General features: G+C 55.1%; 19 protein-coding genes. 3 read left to right on the top strand and 16 right to left on the bottom strand.

The genetic code is table 11. The features are described 5' to 3' along the window. Positions 1–2: 2 nt before the first annotated feature. From BMY01_RS15845 to BMY01_RS15830, 4 genes are all read right to left on the bottom strand, one after another. Complete coding sequence (locus BMY01_RS15845; RefSeq protein ID WP_175463299.1) at positions 3–464, bottom strand: hypothetical protein; 462 nt, start codon at positions 462–464, stop codon at positions 3–5. Further along, positions 461–913, bottom strand: a complete 453-nt coding sequence (gene recX, locus BMY01_RS15840) for a recombination regulator RecX (protein WP_074749085.1) — start codon at positions 911–913, stop codon at positions 461–463. The genes BMY01_RS15845 and recX overlap by 4 nt, the downstream gene beginning before the upstream one ends. 68 nt (positions 914–981) lie before the next feature. Continuing rightward, the gene (recA, locus tag BMY01_RS15835) at positions 982–2001 is read right to left on the bottom strand and encodes a recombinase RecA (protein ID WP_074749084.1); all 1020 of its coding nucleotides are present in this window, start codon (positions 1999–2001) and stop codon (positions 982–984) included. Positions 2002–2162: 161 nt separating this feature from the next. After that, positions 2163–3599 (bottom strand): tetratricopeptide repeat-containing S1 family peptidase, encoded by a 1437-nt coding sequence (locus BMY01_RS15830; protein ID WP_074749083.1) that lies wholly within the window; start codon positions 3597–3599, stop codon positions 2163–2165. 152 nt (positions 3600–3751) lie between these two features. On the opposite strand from BMY01_RS15830, the gene BMY01_RS15825 reads away from it, so the two are divergent. Next, entirely contained in the window at positions 3752–4399 is a 648-nt protein-coding gene (locus BMY01_RS15825) for a TIGR00645 family protein (protein WP_074749082.1), read from the top strand. An 11-nt stretch (positions 4400–4410) separates the two neighbouring features. Here the strand turns inward: BMY01_RS15825 and BMY01_RS15820 are convergent, their stop codons facing one another. The 7 genes from BMY01_RS15820 to BMY01_RS15790 form a co-directional block, all read right to left on the bottom strand. Beyond that, positions 4411–4920 (bottom strand): CinA family protein, encoded by a 510-nt coding sequence (locus tag BMY01_RS15820; protein WP_074749081.1) that lies wholly within the window; start codon positions 4918–4920, stop codon positions 4411–4413. 84 nt (positions 4921–5004) lie between these two features. After that, positions 5005–5637, bottom strand: coding sequence for a phosphatidylglycerophosphatase A family protein (locus tag BMY01_RS15815; RefSeq protein ID WP_368086253.1), 633 nt, complete (start codon positions 5635–5637; stop codon positions 5005–5007). Continuing rightward, on the bottom strand, positions 5618–6604 hold the full coding sequence (gene thiL / locus BMY01_RS15810; protein WP_074749080.1) for a thiamine-phosphate kinase: 987 nt from the start codon (positions 6602–6604) through the stop codon (positions 5618–5620). Before thiL ends, BMY01_RS15815 begins: the two co-directional genes overlap by 20 nt. Positions 6605–6696: 92 nt before the next feature. Further along, positions 6697–7173, bottom strand: coding sequence for a transcription antitermination factor NusB (nusB, locus tag BMY01_RS15805; RefSeq protein ID WP_074749079.1), 477 nt, complete (start codon positions 7171–7173; stop codon positions 6697–6699). 100 nt (positions 7174–7273) lie between these two features. Beyond that, positions 7274–7756 carry a 6,7-dimethyl-8-ribityllumazine synthase gene (gene ribH, locus BMY01_RS15800; protein WP_074749078.1) on the bottom strand — a complete coding sequence of 161 codons (483 nt, stop codon included), beginning with the start codon at positions 7754–7756 and terminating at the stop codon, positions 7274–7276. Between the two features lie 115 nt (positions 7757–7871). Further along, positions 7872–9005: a bifunctional 3,4-dihydroxy-2-butanone-4-phosphate synthase/GTP cyclohydrolase II gene (gene ribBA, locus BMY01_RS15795; RefSeq protein ID WP_074749077.1), complete on the bottom strand. Its 1134-nt coding sequence runs from the start codon at positions 9003–9005 to the stop codon at positions 7872–7874. A gap of 2 nt (positions 9006–9007) precedes the next feature. Then, the gene (locus tag BMY01_RS15790) at positions 9008–9625 is read right to left on the bottom strand and encodes a riboflavin synthase (RefSeq protein ID WP_074749096.1); all 618 of its coding nucleotides are present in this window, start codon (positions 9623–9625) and stop codon (positions 9008–9010) included. A 202-nt stretch (positions 9626–9827) separates the two neighbouring features. On the opposite strand from BMY01_RS15790, the gene BMY01_RS15785 reads away from it, so the two are divergent. Together BMY01_RS15785 and BMY01_RS15780 are read left to right on the top strand one after the other, a co-directional pair. Further along, positions 9828–11093, top strand: a complete 1266-nt coding sequence (locus BMY01_RS15785) for an ATP-binding protein (RefSeq protein WP_074709373.1) — start codon at positions 9828–9830, stop codon at positions 11091–11093. Next, entirely contained in the window at positions 11090–11653 is a 564-nt protein-coding gene (locus BMY01_RS15780) for a response regulator transcription factor (RefSeq protein WP_074749076.1), read from the top strand. Before BMY01_RS15785 ends, BMY01_RS15780 begins: the two co-directional genes overlap by 4 nt. A gap of 88 nt (positions 11654–11741) precedes the next feature. Here BMY01_RS15780 and ribD read toward each other — a convergent pair whose 3' ends face one another. The 5 genes from ribD to dnaN form a co-directional block, all read right to left on the bottom strand. Next, positions 11742–12842, bottom strand: coding sequence for a bifunctional diaminohydroxyphosphoribosylaminopyrimidine deaminase/5-amino-6-(5-phosphoribosylamino)uracil reductase RibD (gene ribD, locus BMY01_RS15775; protein WP_074749075.1), 1101 nt, complete (start codon positions 12840–12842; stop codon positions 11742–11744). Positions 12843–12956: 114 nt separating this feature from the next. Beyond that, positions 12957–13436, bottom strand: a complete 480-nt coding sequence (gene nrdR / locus BMY01_RS15770) for a transcriptional regulator NrdR (protein ID WP_074749074.1) — start codon at positions 13434–13436, stop codon at positions 12957–12959. A 129-nt stretch (positions 13437–13565) separates the two neighbouring features. Then, positions 13566–14816 carry a serine hydroxymethyltransferase gene (glyA, locus tag BMY01_RS15765; RefSeq protein WP_074749073.1) on the bottom strand — a complete coding sequence of 417 codons (1251 nt, stop codon included), beginning with the start codon at positions 14814–14816 and terminating at the stop codon, positions 13566–13568. Between the two features lie 145 nt (positions 14817–14961). Beyond that, the gene (gyrB, locus tag BMY01_RS15760; RefSeq protein ID WP_074749072.1) at positions 14962–17394 is read right to left on the bottom strand and encodes a DNA topoisomerase (ATP-hydrolyzing) subunit B; all 2433 of its coding nucleotides are present in this window, start codon (positions 17392–17394) and stop codon (positions 14962–14964) included. A gap of 324 nt (positions 17395–17718) precedes the next feature. Then, entirely contained in the window at positions 17719–18828 is a 1110-nt protein-coding gene (gene dnaN / locus BMY01_RS15755; protein ID WP_074749071.1) for a DNA polymerase III subunit beta, read from the bottom strand. Between the last annotated feature and the right edge of the window lie 9 nt (positions 18829–18837).

Here is an 18837-nt window from a genome sequence, read left to right as displayed (position 1 = left end):
CTTCATTTAATCAGACGGGACAGATTGCTTGCTGCCTGGCTTACTGTCTGGTTTATCCAATCCTTGATGGCCCATTCGTGCCTCTCTATTTCCGTTATCGTCGTTCCCAGAGGTTCGCCGTTTATGATTGCGAGATTTTGGACCTTCACTTTAACGCTCAGTTCTTGGCCGCTTTTCGGCAAATCGTGATCAGTGAGGATAGGGATCTCCCCGCTTTCGTCTTTCAATACAAAAGACTTCATATCAATCAGCGGAATCCGCGTCAGCTCCGTTACCACGCCATGAAGCACGACCTCCTTCCCATCAAAATTTGCAGGGGAGGTATTGACTTCGTTAATGGGTGTAGCGCGAAGACGGTCACAACTGCCGAGCAAAATCCCGAGAGCGGCCACGAGGAACACAGCCTGTAGAAATTGAGCCGTGCGCCGGGACAAACGAGACAAGTGAGGCAAGCGATTTTTCAACCTTCTTCCTTATCGGAGTGTTGCAACACCCGGCGCACCACTTCCGGCCTGAATCCGCGCCCCAACAGAAACCGTGTCTGCCTGCCGAAGGCTTTCGCATCCGCAGGGATTGCACCGAACTTTTTCCGCCATACTTCGTACGCACTGCGCTGCTCGGCTTCCCTGAGATCAGGCAGGACCGCGGTGATCAAATTCTCTTCGATGCCTTTTTCGCGCAACTCCTGCACGATTCGCAAACTGCCAAACCTGGCCTTGCGCATGTGCATTATCTGCTCGACCAGACGAGCCGCCGACAGAAATCCGCGCTGCTCAAGGCCATCCAGCACAGAGGAAAGTTCTTCCGGAGTTTCGGCATGAGGCGCAAGCTTTTTTTCCAGTTCCAGCCGCGAGTGTTCACGCCGGGCCAGATAACCCAACGCCCGGGTTTTGAGACTCGGCGCGCCCGTCATGGCATCTTGGGAAATCTACTTTCGGGATCTAGAAAGCGACGCCGTCACGTTTCTGCCGCTTGGCGCGCTCATTCCACGGGTGCAGGTTCGGCCGGGTTGGAAACTCCGACAGCTGCCCGGATTTTCGCCTCGATCTCCATGGCAATGTCGCGATGCTCTTTCAGATACTCGCGCACGTTATCCTTGCCCTGGCCTATCTTGTCCCCCTTGTAGGCATACCAAGCGCCGGATTTGTCAATCAGCTTGTGCTGCACGCCCAGCTCGATAATTTCGCCCTCGCGCGAAATGCCTTCACCGTAGAGAATATCGAATTCCGCCTGCCTGAAGGGGGGTGCCACCTTGTTCTTGACCACCTTCACCCGGGTCTCGCTGCCAATCACCTCTTCGCCCTTCTTGATGGAACCTGTGCGGCGGATATCAAGACGCACGGATGCGTAGAATTTCAGCGCATTGCCTCCGGTCGTGGTTTCGGGGCTGCCGAACATGACACCGATTTTCATACGTATCTGATTAATGAAAATCACCATGGTATTGCTGCGCTTGATGTTGCCAGTGAGCTTGCGCAACGCTTGCGACATCAGCCGGGCGTGAAGACCCATTTGCGGCTCGCCCATCTCACCTTCGATTTCCGCCCGCGGGGTGAGGGCCGCGACGGAATCCACAACCACTACGTCGATCGAGCCGGAGCGCACCAGCATGTCGGCTATTTCCAGCGCCTGCTCACCGTTATCCGGTTGCGAGATCAGCAAGTCCTGAACATTGACACCAAGTTTTTGCGCGTATTGCGAATCCAGTGCGTGTTCCGCATCGATGAATGCGGCCGTACCACCCATTCTTTGCATCTCTGCGATCACTTGCAGGGTCAGTGTCGTCTTGCCCGAGGATTCAGGCCCATAGATTTCCACAATCCGCCCGCGTGGCAGACCGCCCACTCCTAGCGCAATATCCAGGCCCAGCGAACCGGTGGAGATGACCTGCACGTCCTTGCCGACATCGCTTGCCCCCAGCCGCATGATCGAGCCTTTGCCGAACTGCTTTTCGATCTGGGAAAGCGCTGCCGCCAATGCCTTGCTTCTGTTTTCGTCCATGAAATTTTTTCCTTTGAAGATGGGTCAATTATCGCATACGTGACCCCCGTGGGAAAGCAGGGGAAAAATGACAACGTGTTCAGCAGACACCTGTTTTATGCTTGCTGAAACATTCTTCTGCTCTAATGAACATTCACCGGGGGAACATTCACCGGGGATGTTCATGGCAGGATATAAGTATTGAAATACCGTTCGGCCCTGGACGGGTCCAGCTTGCGCAGCGTCTGGTAGATCTCGCGCATCCTGTCGCGCTCATCCAGAATGCCATAGTCCACCCCAAGGTTGTACCAGGCATCCGCATTCTCCGGCTGGAGCATCACTGTTTTCCGGTATGCCTCAACCGCCTCGCCGTGCAGTTTCAACTCGTCATAGGTCACTCCCAGCTTGTACCAGGCCCTGAAATTTTCCGGGTCAATCCGGAGGGCGTGCCGGTAGGCATGAATGGTATGCGCATATTTTTTGAGGTTATGGTAAGTATTGCCCAGGTCGTACCAGGCCTCGCCATTATCGGGATCCATGCGAAGCGCATCCTCGTAGGCCTGGCTTGCGTTATCGTAGTCTTTGAGATTCGCGTAAGCCGTCCCGAGTTTATGCCAGGCATCAGCATAGCCGGCATGGTGACGAATGGCTTCCCGGTATGCGTTGACCGCCTGGGAATATTGCTTGAGATTGCAGGAAGCAATCCCCACGTTAAACCAGGCAGCCGCATTCGACGGGTCGCGCTTGGTCTCCTGCTGCGAGAGATTCAACAACCTACGCCAGTCGGCCTTCTTTTCCAGCGCCAGCGTTTGATTGAGCCAAGCGAGCCCATGCCTTGGGTCCGCTGACTTTGGGGCCATTGCCCTGGGGGCTTGTGTCATTTCCGGGGGACTGTCAAGCCAATCCGACGGCAATACGAAAGCAAGCGATTCACCTTCTACACGCTGCGGCGAGAGAATTCCGATCAGCCGGCCTTGTTCGTCGAATAGTCCCCCGCCGCTGAAACCCGGCAGGAGGGGTGCCGAAATTCTCATGTAACGGGACCCTGCATAGGGGCGCATTGCGGCCACCACGCCTTCGGCCAGGATCGGGTCACGTCGGTGTTCCTCCTGCAATCCATTGACTTTGCTCCCATCGCACATCGGGCAGATCCTGTCACGCCCATTCCTTCTTTCCTCGTTTCTGCTTCCTTTCAACCTGCCGCCAAGCGTTGGGTGAGGCAGACCGATTGCATTTACCGGTTGTCCCACCCTGAGCTTTTCTGCGCTGCCTAAAGCAAGCGATGGAGCGTGCATACCCGCAACATGGAGGCGACAAAGATTGAGATGTGTTTGCGGTGGTGCCGGCGTGGCCTTGAATACCCTTCCCGACCAGCCCACTCGTGCACTTTCTGCCTGGCGGGTGACATCGCAGGTAGTGATCACTTGGTCCGCGCCCAGCGCCACGCCACTGCCCTGAGCGGCCAGCTCACCCTGTGCATTCAACATATCAACCGACACGATGCGGACTCTTTCCTCCGTAAAAACCTGCTCCGGAGTTTTCGCGCTGGCATGTGGCAAGAGCGGCAAAAACGAGGCCGCCGCAAGAGCCCCCAGCGCGAGGGGAGAAATCGCGGTCATGTTCGTATTCTTCTCTTATTCGGGATGGGCATCGGCAGATCATAGTACATAGTACGTCGACGGACCGGCGAAACCACATGAACGATGTGCGCAACGAAACAGCCGGCGTGTAAAATAGCGGATATTTTTCACCGCAAAATCCACAGAATTGAATGAAAATCAACGAGGACTCTAACGATACCAACGACACCGCACCAACCGTCTACCTCGGGAGGTCAAGGAAGATCCAGCCGCTGGCATATTTCATATTTACCACACGCTGGCTGCAATTGCCCCTGTACCTTGGACTGATTCTTGCGCAATGCGTCTACGTCTATCACTTCTGGGTGGAATTACTTGACCTGATCGGAGCAGTGATGGGTAACAAGGAGGCGCTGGAGCACACCCTGGATGCGGTTTCGATCGAGGGCGCCGCTCCTCCCAAGAAGATCGGGGAAACGACGATCATGCTGGTCGTACTGGGTCTGATCGACGTGGTGATGATCTCCAACCTGCTCATCATGGTGATCATCGGAGGTTATGAGACTTTTGTCTCCCGTATGAATCTGGAAGGACACCCCGATCAGCCGGAGTGGTTATCACATGTCAACGCAACAGTGCTGAAAGTCAAGCTCTCCACTGCTATTATCGGCATCTCTTCCATTCATCTGTTGAAGACATTCATCAATGCCAATGCATATGACGAGAAAACGATCCTGGCCCAGACCGGAATCCACATAGTTTTCCTGTTGTCCGCAATTGCAATCGCCTATAGTGACCGGCTGATGTCCCGTCATGGCGCGCATGAGAGCGATCATTGAGCAACGGGGAGTTATGCGACGGCGGGCGGAATACTGTGTAGCAGATCAATGAGGCCTTGCAGTGCTCCCGATACGGATTGGCGCCTTATCTCCTCGCGGCTGCCGCTGAAATATCGCGTTTCGGCGAGCGCCATTCCCTCTTTCATTATCCAGGCAAAGCATACCATTCCGACCGGCTTTTCCTCGGTTCCGCCCTCCGGTCCGGCAATACCGGTTACTGATACCGCCACTTGGGCATGGCTGCGTGCAATCGCACCTGCGGCCATTTCGGAGGCTGTCTGTTCCGATACCGAACCGTACTGCTCGAGGGTGGCGCTACTCACGCCCAGCATTTCCTGTTTCGAAGCCGTAGCATAGGTAATGAAGCCGCGCTCATACCAGCCGGAACTCCCGGCGACTGAAGTAACGACCTGTCCCAGCCACCCGCCTGTGCAGGATTCGGCCGTGACAAGCGTCAATTCCTGCTGGGCAAGCGCTGTTCCAACCTGCATCGCCAGGTCCTGAAGCATCATATCATCCATGTCGGTTGCTCCTCCTGATATCCATTTCCCCGATACTTGCTGGAAAAATGCCCACCTCTGCGGCGGCCTATTAGAACATGTTGGCTAACCGGTCACATAAGCCTTCCAGAAGGCCAGACACAAAAGCGTGAAGAAAGCTGCCAGCAGGTCGTCGAACATCACACCGAATCCGCCACGCAGTTTTTTTTCGTAATAACGAATAGGCGCCGGTTTGATTATATCGAACAAACGAAACAGCAGAAATGCGAATGCCTGCCACATCAGGCCCTTGGGTGTAAAGAACAAGACCAGCAGGAAAGCAGTGACCTCGTCCCAGACGATACCGCCGTGGTCGGTATTCCTCAACGCCCGCCCTGTCACTTCGCAAGCCCAGATGCCGATACCGAACGCGGCAACAAGAAACAGGAGAAAACCAGGGGGATCGAAAATATATTCGAGTACCCAGAACAGGGGGAATGCGACCAGGGTACCGGCTGTGCCGGGTGCCACGGGACTCAATCCAGCCCCTCCGGCGAAGGCGATGAAATGTGCCACGCTGCTGCGAATGAATGTCTTGTCGGGTATCGGCCGTTCGATCCAGGGGGAAGGTAGGAGCGGAAGAGCCTCTCGTGGGGCTTCATCCCCCTTGTCGATAGAAGGCGCAGGCGTGGATTCCCCCTCGACAGGGTTGCGGTCAGGCGAATTATCGCTCCGGTTGTCAGACTTGGAAATGGTCATAGCCTTTGACCCTCGTAGTGACTGTTCTGCCTGCGGAATCAAGCACGACCAAGCCTGCTCCCTCCTCGATGCTGCCAATACGTGTTAACGGAATGCCTTCCTCGCGCGAAAGCAGTTCCACCTTTGTTCGCTCCGATTTCGGCACGGTAAAGCACAGCTCATAATCGTCTCCCCCCGCAAGTAGGCATTCTATCGCAAGGGGGTGGGGAAAATATTTCTCCATCGCCGCCGAACGGATCATCTGATCGATTCTGACAACAGCCGCCACTCTCGAACACTCCAGAATATGTCCGAGGTCGGCCAGCAGACCGTCTGAAATATCGATGGCGCTATGGGCAAGGCCGATCAGGCGCTGCCCCAACTCCACGCGGGGAATGGGCATCTCAAGCGCGGCCATAATGGCTTCCACTTCGGCGGCTTCCCCTTCGCCCGGTTTCAGCATGATCTTTTTCTTTCGGTAAGCAAGCGCGAGAGCGGCCTCCCCGAGGTAGCCCGAAACCCAGATATCATCCCCCGCCCGGGCACCGCTGCGGCGCAAGGCTTTTCCTTCCGGCGCTTCGCCAATGATCGTCACGCAGATATTCAGGGGACCATTGGTGGTATCGCCCCCGATCAGATCAACCCGATGGACATGCGCAAGCGCAAAAAACCCGTCAGCAAATGCTCGCAACCATGACTCATCCTTTTGTACTATTGATTCTGGCAGCGCCAGCGAAAGGGTTGCCCAACGGGGACGGGCACCCATTGCCGCCATATCGGAAAGATTCACTGCCAGAGATTTGTGGCCGAGCTTGTACGGATCCACATCTTCGAAAAAATGACGCCCGGAAACCAGCATGTCGGTCGAAATTGCCAATTCCATCCCGGGTGCAGGCCTGATGAGCGCCGCATCGTCCCCTATACCCAATACCGTAGCGGGGGCGGAGCGGGTGAAAAAAGACCGGATGATGTCAAATTCCGACAGCACTTAATACAATACTTCGTCAACAAGATCAATTCATGCCGTCACTTCACGCTAGAAGCGGGGGAAATGATTGGGCAGCTCTGACACGCACGCAGTCAAAGCTTCGCCCCGATCTCGACCGCTCTCAGCTTTACCGCCAATTTATCGAGCACTCCGTTGACATATTTATGACCGTGCGTGCCGCCGTAGGCTTTGGCGAGTTCCACCGCTTCATTGATGACCGCCCGATACGGTATTTCCGGGTGTCGCTCCAGCTCATAGGTACCGAGCAGTAATATCGAAATCTCCACCGGGCTGAGTTCGTTGAACGGGCGGTCGAGACAGGGCTGGATTTCCTTCTCGAGCTCAGGTGCTTCCGTCAACACGCCATGGAGCAGACGGGAAAAATATTCCTCGTCCGTTTTCGGGAACTCCTCCGTGTCCCGAAGCTGCGCTTCGATGGTATCGGCGCTTCCACCCGCTACGCACCACTGATACAACCCCTGCAAGGCCAGTTCACGCGCCAGGCGCCGGCGGCTTTTTCGCGCAGTACCCCTTCCCTGTTTCTCCGCCCGTCTCTCTACTCGTTTCACTTCCCGCTTCCTACCTGATTCTGCATCGCGTTCTGCTTCTTTTCACCCGTCACATTCGCTGATTGCCGCGCTTTACCCTGCCACCCATTGCTCGAGTATTTCATTGCTCCATTTCATCAAGCGTTCTTTGCAGGTTGGCCATCTCAATCGCGACCCGCGCCGCTTCGGCGCCCTTCTGGCTCATGCGCGCCAGCGCCTGGTCGTCGGTATTGGTCGTGAGTATGCCGTTGGCGATGGGAATGCCCGTATCCAGCTGCACGGTGGCAACCCCGTTGGTGGATTGCTCGGAAACGACTTCGAAATGGTACGTCTCTCCGCGTATGACTGCGCCCAGAGCGATCAGCGCATCGAACTGGTCGGTCAAGGCCATCTTTTGCAACGCCAAAGGGATTTCAAGCGCCCCCGGGACCGAAACCAGGACGACATTCCCTGCATCGACACCCTGTTTCATCAGTTCCTCCACGCATGCGCCCAGCAATCCCTCGCTTGCCTCGATATTAAAGCGGCTCATGACAATGCCAATGCTGAGATCTTCACCGTTGAGATTAGGTTCGAGCTCAAGAATGTTTTCGTATCGTGCCATGTTCGCTCCTGTAACAAGATCTGAGTGCAAAGGTTGGAGAAACGTTCGATGTATCAGCCCGCCGCCTCTTATTCATCGGCGGATGGCAGGCTTAAGTTGGGGATTCAAAAAATTATCAACGGACCGCCTGGCGACCTTCCGCCAGTCGGCTTTTATCTTCCGGCTCCAGGTAGCCGGTGACTTCAAGTCCGAAGCCCGCCATGCTCGGCATTTTTCGGGGAACAGCCAGTAAGCGCATCTTCCTCACGTTGAGATCCTTGAGGATCTGGGCGCCAATACCGTAATTGCGCAGGTCGGCCTTCGGGACCGGGCGGTGCGGCAGCTTTGCCGGCAACACCCTTTCCATCAGCTCGGACCCGCTTTCCCTGCGATGAAGCAGTACGATAACGCCACGTTCCGCGTCGCTGATGATGCGTAGGGCCTCGTTCAGATTCCAGGAGTGGGTATCATCCTCCAGATCAAGAAGATCCATGGCCGAAAGGGGCTCATGCACTCTTACCAGAGTTTCATCGTCGGGAGCGATCACCCCCTTTACCAACGCCAGATGGACAGTATTGACGGTTTTGTCCAGATAGGCAACGAGCTGGAATCTGCCGTGCGCGGTCTGGAGGGGACGTTCTACAATGCGTTCTACCAGGCTTTCCGTACGGCTGCGATAATGGATGAGGTCGGCTATCGCCCCTATCTTGAGTTGATGCTTTGCCGCAAACTCGACCAGGTCGGGGAGACGCGCCATGCTTCCGTCTTCATTCAGTATTTCGCAAATGACGGAGGCGGGGGTGAGTCCCGCCAGATGCGCCAGATCGCAACCGGCTTCCGTGTGGCCGGCGCGTACGAGCACGCCGCCGTTTTGCGCCATCAGCGGAAAAATATGCCCCGGTTGGACGAGGTCATCCGGTTTTGCGTCCCGATTCACGGCCACCTGTACCGTGCGTGCGCGGTCAGCGGCGGAAATGCCGGTGGTCACGCCGGTCGCGGCTTCGATGGAAACCGTGAAATTGGTGCCGAGCGGAGACCGGTTAGCCGTCACCATCAGAGGCAGGTTGAGCTGGCGGCAGCGTTCCTCCATCAACGTCAGGCAGATCAGGCCGCGCCCGTATGTGGCCATGAAGTTGATGGCTGCCGGTGTAATGAAATCCGCCGCCAGAACCAGGTCTCCCTCGTTTTCGCGGTTTTCCTCATCGACGAGAATGACCATGCGGCCGGTCTTGATGTCAGCAATGATTTCCTGGACTGAACTAATGATCATGTCTAAATCGAGCTCTCGCTCCTGTGCTTGTCGTCCATTGCCAGTAGGCGCTCCACGTAGCGTGCAAGCATATCCACTTCCACATTTACCCTGGCGCCCGCTTTCAATTCTTTCAGTGTCGTTTCGGCCAGCGTATGAGGAATGAGGTTGATCTCCAATTCGTTACGCTCTACCCGGTTGATCGTCAAACTCACGCCATTCACCGTGATTGAACCTTTTTTGGCAATATATTTCAGCAGCGAATCCGGCAACCGGATCGCAAGCAGGCAGCTTTCACCCAGGGACTGAAACTTTGTCACCTCTCCAACTCCGTCGACATGGCCGCTGACGAGGTGGCCGCCCAACCTGTCCGACAGGCGCAGCGATTTTTCGAGATTAACCTTTCCGCCCGGCTTATCCAGTCCTTGCGTGCACTGCAATGTTTCGCGGGAGACGTCTACAGATAACAGATTATCCGCCAGCGCGGTAACGGTGAGGCATACGCCATTTACTGCGATGCTGTCGCCGACTTTTGTCTCTGCCAGAGACAACTTGCCTGGCGCAATGCGCAAGCTTAAGCCATTTTCCTGCGGACTGGCCGTTTTGATCTCGCCGACAGCTTCGACAATTCCTGTGAACATCGGGCCTTTCCTGCTTTCAAATATGCATATCGATATTGTTCCTTTTTCCCTTTGCAGGACTCTGTGCAGGACCATGCGGCAATTTGCCGCATGGTCCTGCATGGCAATATACGCTAATGTTCGGGGATAATATAGCGAAGCCTTGGAGAAGCCCAGGGAAGTTCCCAAGAACTCGCCCAGCATGAGAGAATCCGCGACGAAAATGCTTGTAAATCCCGGCCAGCCACCCCTCCGCAAGAATCTGCAACGTTTATTCCTGCTCAGGAATATCGTCATCGCGGCCCAATGCCTGACTTTTGCGCTGGCTTACTGGGGGCTCGAGCTGGAATTGCCCTGGGCGGAAATGGTTGCGGTTGCGGTTTTGCTGGGGGTGGTGAACCTGGCGACCTGGATACGTCTCCATCGGAAATGGCCGGTTTCCAGCATGGAGTTCTTTGCACAACTCCTGGTGGACGTACTTGCTTTAAGCACGCTGCTTTATCTCAGCGGCGGCTCGACCAATCCGTTTATCTCGCTATACCTTCTGCCTCTGACTATTGCCGCGGCTGCGCTGCCCTGGGCTTATACCTGGGTGATGGCTGCCATCACCATAAGTTGCTATACGCTGTTGCTGTTTTATTATGTGCCTCTGCCCCATAACCATGAAGAACATGGCAGCGAATTCATCATGCATGTGTCCGGGATGTGGCTGGCTTTCGTCCTGAGCACGGTATTGATCGCGTGGTTCGTTGTCAAGATGGGCATATCGATCCGCGAACGCGACAAGGACCTGGCGTTGGCGCGTGAACAGGCATTGCGTAATGAGCAGATCATTGCGCTCGGAACGCTGGCGGCGGGCGCGGCGCATGAACTGGGCACGCCGCTGGCAACTATGGCGATAGTCACGGGGGAATTGCAGGACGAATATATCGACAATATCGAATTTCAAAGCAATATCAGAATCCTGCGGGATCAGATCGCCCACTGCAAGCGCACCCTGACGCAATTGCTGGCAGATGCGGGCCAGGCACGCGCCGAAGATGTCAGTGGCCAGACGGTCGATCTTTTTTTGCGCCAGGTTCTGGATAAATGGCAATTGATGCGCCCTTCCGCCCAGTTTACCTATCGCGGCAGCGGAGTGCAGCCAGCTCCCCAGATCCTGAACACGCAATTGCTGAGTCAGTCCATTTTGAATTTGTTGAATAATGCGGCGGACGCATCCTTGAAACACATCGAGATAGAAGTTACCTGGAGCCATCAGGAACTGCATCTGCAGATACTCGATTATGGAGAAGGACTGAGAGGAGAGGCGGCCCAGCGCGCCGGTCAGCCCTTTTTCACCACCAAAACAAAGGGGCAGGGTTTCGGTATCGGCCTGTTTCTGGCAAATGCAAACATCGAACGCTTTGGCGGCAAAGTGCGCCTAACCAACCGTGAAGGCGGCGCCTGTACCCAAGTCATACTTCCTCTGATACAGCCATCGATATGACAACAACGTTACCCATGACAGAAGTGGATGATCGTCCCGCCTTGCTGGTGGTGGACGATGATCAGACCTTTTGTACGGTTCTTGCCAATGCAATGACCAAACGCGGATTCAACGTCACGTGCGCGCATAGCGTGGACCAGGCGCTGCAGCTTGCGGAGGCCTGCACGCCGGAGTATGCCGTTGTCGATCTCAGGCTGCCCGGTCCTTCCGGATTATCCCTGGTCGAAAAGCTGAAAGCACTCGACCCCGGTACGCGTATCGTCATGCTGACGGGCTACGCCAGCATCGCCACCGCGGTCGAGGCCATCAAGCTCGGCGCCACCCACTATCTCGCGAAGCCGGTCGACGTCCATGAAATCATGGCGGCGTTCGAGCGCACGAGCGGGGATACAGACGTGCAGATCAGCGCCCACCCCCTGTCCGTCGGGCGGCTCGAGTGGGAGTACATTCAGCGCGTACTCAACGAGAACAAGGGGAACGTTTCTGTAACGGCACGCGTCCTCAACATGCACCGGCGGACATTGCAGCGCAAGCTCACCAAGTATCCGACGAAAACATGAGCGGAGCCTTTCATTCTGGCCTGTGCTGTGAAAGTGTGTGCTTACTTAATCCGAAAGGTTCAGAAAGAAATAAAAGAATCGATCCAAATTATGTAGCCATCCTGTCAGCGAGACGGGCAATAATGCGGATATCCTGTCCCACGGCGCGTACATCGTGAATCTTGAGGATGCGCTTGTCTTCCAGATTCGAGAGTTCCGGTAATTTGAGCATGTCCCGCGCTGCATCTCCGATGAGACAGGGGGCAAGATAAATGACGAACTCATCCACCAGGTCCGCCTGGATAAGCCCACCATTCAAGCCGCGTCCCGCCTCCACCAACACTTCGTTTATTTCGAGATCCGCAAGCCGTTGCATCATTGCAGCCAGATCCACATTGCCAGCACTATCCGGCAACAGAATGACGTGCGCACCCACGTCACGTAACGCGACAATTTTGCCTTCACTGGCGGCAGCGGTAAAAATCAGCTCGCCTGCGCCACGCAGCAATCCCGCATCCAGCGATATATCCAGTCCCCTGTCCACCACTACCGGCATGGGTTGCCTGGAGGTATGGATATGGCGGACCGTGAGCTGCGGGTCATCGGCCAACACCGTACCAATGCCGGTCATTACCGCGCAGGAACGGGCGCGCCAGCGGTGCCCGTCACGGCGTGACGCTTCACTCGTGATCCATTGACTGGACCCGTTGTTGAGCGCCGTCTTGCCATCAAGACTTGCCGCGATCTTGGCCCTGACCCAAGGACGACCGCGGGTCATGCGCGAGGCAAATCCGATATTCAAAGCTTTCGCTTCCGCTTCCATCAAGCCGGTTTGCACTTCTATCCCCGCCTCTTCCAAAAGGGCGCAGCCGCGACCGGACACGAGGGGATTCGGGTCCTGCATGGCTGCAATGACTTTCGCGACACCTGCCTGAACCAAGGCATCGGCGCAGGGTGGAGTGCGACCCTGGTGACTGCACGGCTCCAGTGTGAGATAGACGGTGGCGCCGCGTGCCGCCGGCCCGGCCGCAGCCAGTGCATTTATTTCCGCATGCGCCTCGCCTGCGCGTTCGTGCCAGCCGGTACCCACCACCTGTCCATCGCGTACCAGCACGCAGCCCACGCGAGGGTTCGGGCTTGTACTGTAAAGCCCTTTTTCTGCAAGCCGCAGCGCCTGGGCCATGAAGCGGTAATCGGGTGGCGAGAACATTGGAAACTCCATTGTTCAAAGGCGAAGCTGGAAATTCAGTGTACAACTCAAGCGCAGCCGCGTCGCTTGCCGGGATTTGCCGGAAAATGGAATACAGAAGGTAAAACGTGTGAATCAGGCTTTGTCCGGTTCTTTCCTGCTATCTGATCCTTGCAGTTCCCGGATTGCATCGTCGAAATCGGCAGCACCCTGAAAACTTCGATAAACAGAAGCAAAGCGAATGTACGCGACCTTGTCCAGTTTATAGAGTTCTCCCATCACCATCTCGCCAATCTTGTGCGAGGCGATCTCCCGTTCACCCAAGCTTAGCAGTTTCTGGACGACGCGATTCATTGCCGCTTCCACATCCTCTGCCGAAACCGGACGCTTGTGCAATGCGCGTACGAAACCGGTACGCAATTTTTCGCGATCGAACTCGGCGCGATTGCCATCCTGTTTTACGACCTGCGGCAAACGCAATTCCACGGTTTCATAGGTGGTGAAGCGTTTGTCACAGTTGGGGCAGCGCCGGCGGCGGCGTATCCTGTCGCCTTCCTCGCTCACCCTGGAGTCGATCACGCTCGTATCAGGCGCATGGCAGAAAGGACACTTCATGCGTCAACCTGGAACCGTTCGGTCGACTTCAACCCTGGAACCGAAGCAAATTGATCCAGGTGAAGATCGACCAGATCGGCTATGCCGAGACATGGAAGCGACGTCAGGATGCGCCGCTCCATTGCGTGATCAGCCTTGGTAAACGGGGAATTTTGCACATAGCGCTTTTGCCTGGCGTGCAACCTCCGTCAGCACCGAGGAATCTGTCGGCGCTTCCAGTACATCAGCAATCAGATGGGCCAGTTGTTCGGATTCAATCTCGGTAAACCCGCGCGTGGTGATGGCAGGAGAGCCGATACGAATCCCGCTGGTGACGAATGGTTTTTGCGGGTCGTTGGGAATCGCATTTTTGTTGACCGTGATATGCGCCAGTTCCAGCGATTCGGCGGCCTGCTTGCCGGTAATATACTTGGGTCGGAGGTCCACCAGAAACATGTGGCAATCGGTGCGCCCCGAGACGATGCGCAATCCGCGCTCCTGCAACACTTTCGCCATTACGCGCGCATTGTCGATTACCTGTTCCTGGTAGTCCTTGAACTCCTGGCTGGCGGCCTCCTTGAAGGCCACTGCCTTGGCGGCAATGACATGCATCAACGGACCCCCCTGGGTTTGCGGGAAAATAGCGGAATTGAGCGCTTTTTCATGCTCGGCCCTGGCCATGATGATCCCCCCCCGCGGACCGCGCAGCGTCTTGTGGGTCGTGCTCGTGACGAAATCGGCGATGCCGACAGGATTGGGATAGTATCCTGCCGCAACCAGTCCCGCATAATGCGCCATATCCACGAACAGATAGGCCCCTATATCGTCGGCAATCTTGCGGAAGCGCTTCCAGTCTATCACCAGCGAGTAAGCCGAAGCCCCTGCCACGATCAGCTTGGGCTTATGTTCGTGCGCCAGGCGCGCAACCTCGTCATAGTCCAGCTCTTCGGTATCAGAACGAAGGCCATAGGAAACGGCATTGAAAATCTTGCCGCTGAGATTGACCGAAGCGCCATGTGTCAGATGCCCGCCATGCGCAAGCGACATCCCCAGCAGCGTATCTCCCGGCTTCAAGGCAGTCAGATAGACTGCGGCGTTGGCCTGTGAGCCAGAATGCGGCTGGACGTTGACATACTCCGCGTCGAACAGCGCCCTTACCCGGTCGATTGCCAGCTGCTCCACGACATCCACGTACTCGCAGCCGCCGTAGTAGCGCTTGCCGGGATAACCCTCCGCATACTTATTGGTCAGCACCGAGCCCTGCGCCTGCATCACTGCAGGACTCGCATAATTTTCCGAAGCGATCAGCTCGATATATTCTTCCTGGCGCTGCATCTCGCCTTTGATGGCCTGCCAGAGATCAGGGTCTACGCTTTCGAGAGTATTGTGTGAGGACAACATGTTGTTTTAAAACCCTGTAAATAATTTTTATTGGAAAGATTGTGAGTTTACCATCTCAAGATGCCAGATTGCGTCAAGACGCCATCTATATGCGAAGTAGCAGTGTCATCTTCACGTATTGACTTCGATGCAATTGAAGCATCAGTTAAACATCAAGATTCCTCACTCCCAGCGCGTTGTTCTCGATGAATGCGCGCCGCGGTTCCACGATATCACCCATCAGGGTAGTGAAAATTTCATCGGCGGCGATGCTGTCCTCGATCTGGGCGCGCAGCAGGAGGCGAACCTTCGGGTCCATGGTGGTTTCCCAGAGCTGGGCGGGATTCATTTCGCCCAAGCCTTTGTAACGCTGGGTGCCGATGCCTTTTTTGACTTCCTCCAGCAGCCAGTCGAGTGCTTGCTTGAAGTCGCTCACCGCCTGTTTCTTTTCGCCGCGTTGCACATAAGCTGCCGGCCCGATCAGGCCATCGAGCACCTCGGCAGTTTGCCTGATTTGCGCATAGTCGCCGCTTTGCAGAAAATCCTGGTCGATATAGCTGTTGCGAACGTTGCCATGATGCACGCGGGAAATTTTCAGCCGGTATTCTTCCGTGGCGGCGTCATACTTGGGTACGATGGTGATATTTGCTGCATTGACCTGTGCCGCCAGACGAGCCGCGCTTTCGGTCGCGAGTTCCCCATTACTTAGATCGATGTCGGAATGGCGTAACAACGCATGCATGACTTCGCTATCGATCAGCGAACTCATGCGCTCGATCACGGCTTCCGCCAGAAGATATTCGTTCGCGATATTTTCCAGCGTTTCTCCAGTGAGCGGCGATTTACCCTCTCCCGTATGCAGTTCCGCCTCCGTCAACGCCAGACCCAGCAGGTATTGCTTGAGCTCGTGATCGTCCTTGACGTAGCGTTCCTGCTTGCCGTGCTTGATCTTGTACAGTGGTGGCTGGGCAATGAAGATATGGCCGCGCTCGATCAGTTCCGGCATTTGCCGATAAAAGAAAGTGAGCAGCAAGGTGCGGATATGCGAGCCGTCCACGTCGGCATCAGTCATGATGATGATGCGGTGATAGCGCAATTTGTCGGGGTTATACTCGTCCTTACCGATACCGGTGCCAAGCGCCGTGATGAGGGATGCAATTTCCTGTGAGGAAATCAACTTGTCAAAACGGGCTTTTTCCACATTGAGGATTTTTCCTTTCAACGGCATGATGGCCTGGAACTTGCGGTCGCGTCCCTGCTTGGCGGAGCCGCCGGCGGAATCGCCCTCCACCAGATAAAGCTCGGACAGAGCCGGATCTTTCTCCTGGCAATCCGCCAGCTTTCCGGGTAACCCCATGCCATCCAGCACACCTTTGCGCCGGGTCAATTCCCGTGCCTTGCGCGCTGCCTCGCGAGCTCTGGCCGCTTCGATGATCTTGCCGCAGATGATTTTTGCATCGACTGGATGCTCCATGAGGAATTCCGCCAATTTGAGCGACACGATTTCTTCCACTACCGGCCGCACTTCCGACGAGACGAGCTTTTCCTTGGTTTGAGATGAAAACTTGGGTTCGAACAGCTTTACTGACAAAACACATGACAGACCCTCGCGCATGTCGTCGCCCGAGGTTTCGATTTTGGCTTTTTTTGCGAGATCGCTTTTTTCGATGTAATTGTTCAGGGTGCGCGTCATGGCAGCGCGCAAACCGGTGAGATGAGTACCGCCATCCTTTTGCGGAATATTGTTTGTAAAGCACAGCACCTGCTCGGTATAGCTATCATTCCACTGCATCGAGACTTCCACCACGATGCGATCTTTTTCTCCCGCCGCATAGAAAATATTGGGATGAAGCACCGACTTGGTGCGATTGACATACTCGACAAAACTCTTGACCCCACCCACAAAGGCAAATGTTTCCTCCTTGGCGTTGCGCTGGTCTATGAGATGGATTTTGACCCCGTTGTTGAGAAAGGAAAGTTCCCGCAGGCGCTTGGCAAATATATCGTAGTGGTATTCGATATCTCCGAATATTTCCTTGCTCGCCAGAAAATGTACTTCGGTTCCTCGCCGTTCAGTCTTTCCGGTCGCGGCCAGGGGCGCTACCGGCACGCCCATGCGAAACTCGATCTGATGGATATTTCCATCCCGACGGATGGAAAGGCGCAACCATTCCGACAGGGCATTCACGACCGAGACACCAACGCCGTGCAAGCCGCCTGATACCTTGTATGAATCGGAATCGAACTTACCTCCGGCATGGAGTTCGGTCATGACGATTTCAGCAGCGGAACGCTTGAGCTCGTCATCCTGCTTTATGCCGGTCGGAATGCCCCGACCATTGTCCTGCACGGTAACCGAGTTGTCAGGATGGATGATGACTGAAATCTCATCGCAATAGCCGGCCAGCGCCTCGTCAATCGCATTATCCAATACCTCGAACACCATATGGTGCAGCCCGGTGCCGTCGCTGGTATCGCCAATGTACATACCGGGACGCTTGCGCACCGCATCGAGCCCTTTCAGGATCTTGATGCTGTCCGAGCCATAGTCGGTGGAGCTTTTGCTTTTTTGCTGCCGGGAACGCTCTTTTTCGTTCATTGCTGTATCTTCAGTTATTTGAAACGGAATATTCAATCGCTTCCATACTGATGGATTCGCAATAACTTTATTGCGAATTCTGCTGACTGCTATCGGGAAACATCTAGAGCAAACGCTACGGAGAGCCGGTTTTCACTCACCTCTGGGATCAGGGCTCAGAAGGCCACTCAGGGAAGGCTCAAGGAAACTCAACAAAGGTCGTAGCTGAGTCTGCAATACAGGAAAATGCCGTGCAGTGATCAATGAATTATATCATAACCGCACCGACAGACGCTTCTGCCACTGTGAAGCTGCAGAAGCACGGGAAATGACCTGATATTTACATCATATGCGCATGGGCATGACCACATATTTGAAGCTGTCGTTACCCGGAATGGTGATCAACGCACTGCTGTTGGCGTCGCCAAATGCGCACGTTACTGTTTCACTGTCCGCATTGTTCAGCACATCGAGCAGATAAGTGATGTTGAAGCCGATGTCGAGCCCTTCTCCGTTGTATTGAAGTTCCAGCTCTTCCTGCGCTTCTTCCTGTTCGCTGTTATTACAGACGATCCGAAGATTGTCGGTGGTGAGGATGAGACGGACTCCGCGAAATTTTTCATTGGACAGAATCGCAGCGCGTTGCAGTGTCTGGAGTAGCAACAGCCGGTTTATATCGAATTGCTTCTGGTAGCCGGTGGGGATGACGCGGTTATAGTCCGGAAATTTTCCATCGACCACTTTGGATACCAGGACGACATTGGAGAAGGTAAAACGCACTTGGTTCTGAAGTACTTCTATGGTTACCGGCTCCTCGGTTTCATTCAATAGCCGGGATAATTCGAGCACCACCTTGCGAGGAAGAATGACCTCCTTTCTTTCCAGCGATGTCTCGAGCATCATCAGGGCGAACGCCAACCGATGGCCATCGGTTGCGACCACCTTCAGCTGATTGTTTTCCAGCAATAACAGCAGGCCGTTCAGGTAGTAGCGGATGTCCTGGTGAGCCATGGCATATTGGACCATTGACAGGAGCTGCTTCAGTTCCTTCTGCTGTACCTTGACTGTTCCCTGGGTTTCATTACTTTGAGGAAACTTTGGAAAATCTTCAGCAGGAAGTGTCTGCAGATTGAAGCGACTTTTTCCCGCCTTGGCCTGAAGCCGGCTATCGTTCGTTTCCAGCGTCACCCGCATCTTTTCGGGTAGTGCACGCAATATATCCTGAAGCTTTTTTGCAGCCACCGTTACCGAGTATTCCTCATCTGCCTTGCCACCATCCGTGGTGGAGGTAGTAATCTGGATTTCGAGATCGGTTGCAATAAATGAAATATTTTCCTGCTTGCGTTCAATGAGTACGTTGGAGAGGATGGGTAAGGTATGACGTCGCTCGACAATACCGGTAACCGTCTGCAAAGGCTTGAGCAATGTATCCCTGTCGGCTTCTATCAGTTTCATTTTCTAATT

This window comes from Nitrosospira multiformis, from assembly GCF_900110185.1.
In the GTDB taxonomy this organism is placed as follows: domain Bacteria; phylum Pseudomonadota; class Gammaproteobacteria; order Burkholderiales; family Nitrosomonadaceae; genus Nitrosospira; species Nitrosospira multiformis_A.
The sequence above is the reverse complement of the archived record's forward strand: the minus strand, read 5'-3'. Positions and strand labels throughout refer to the sequence as shown.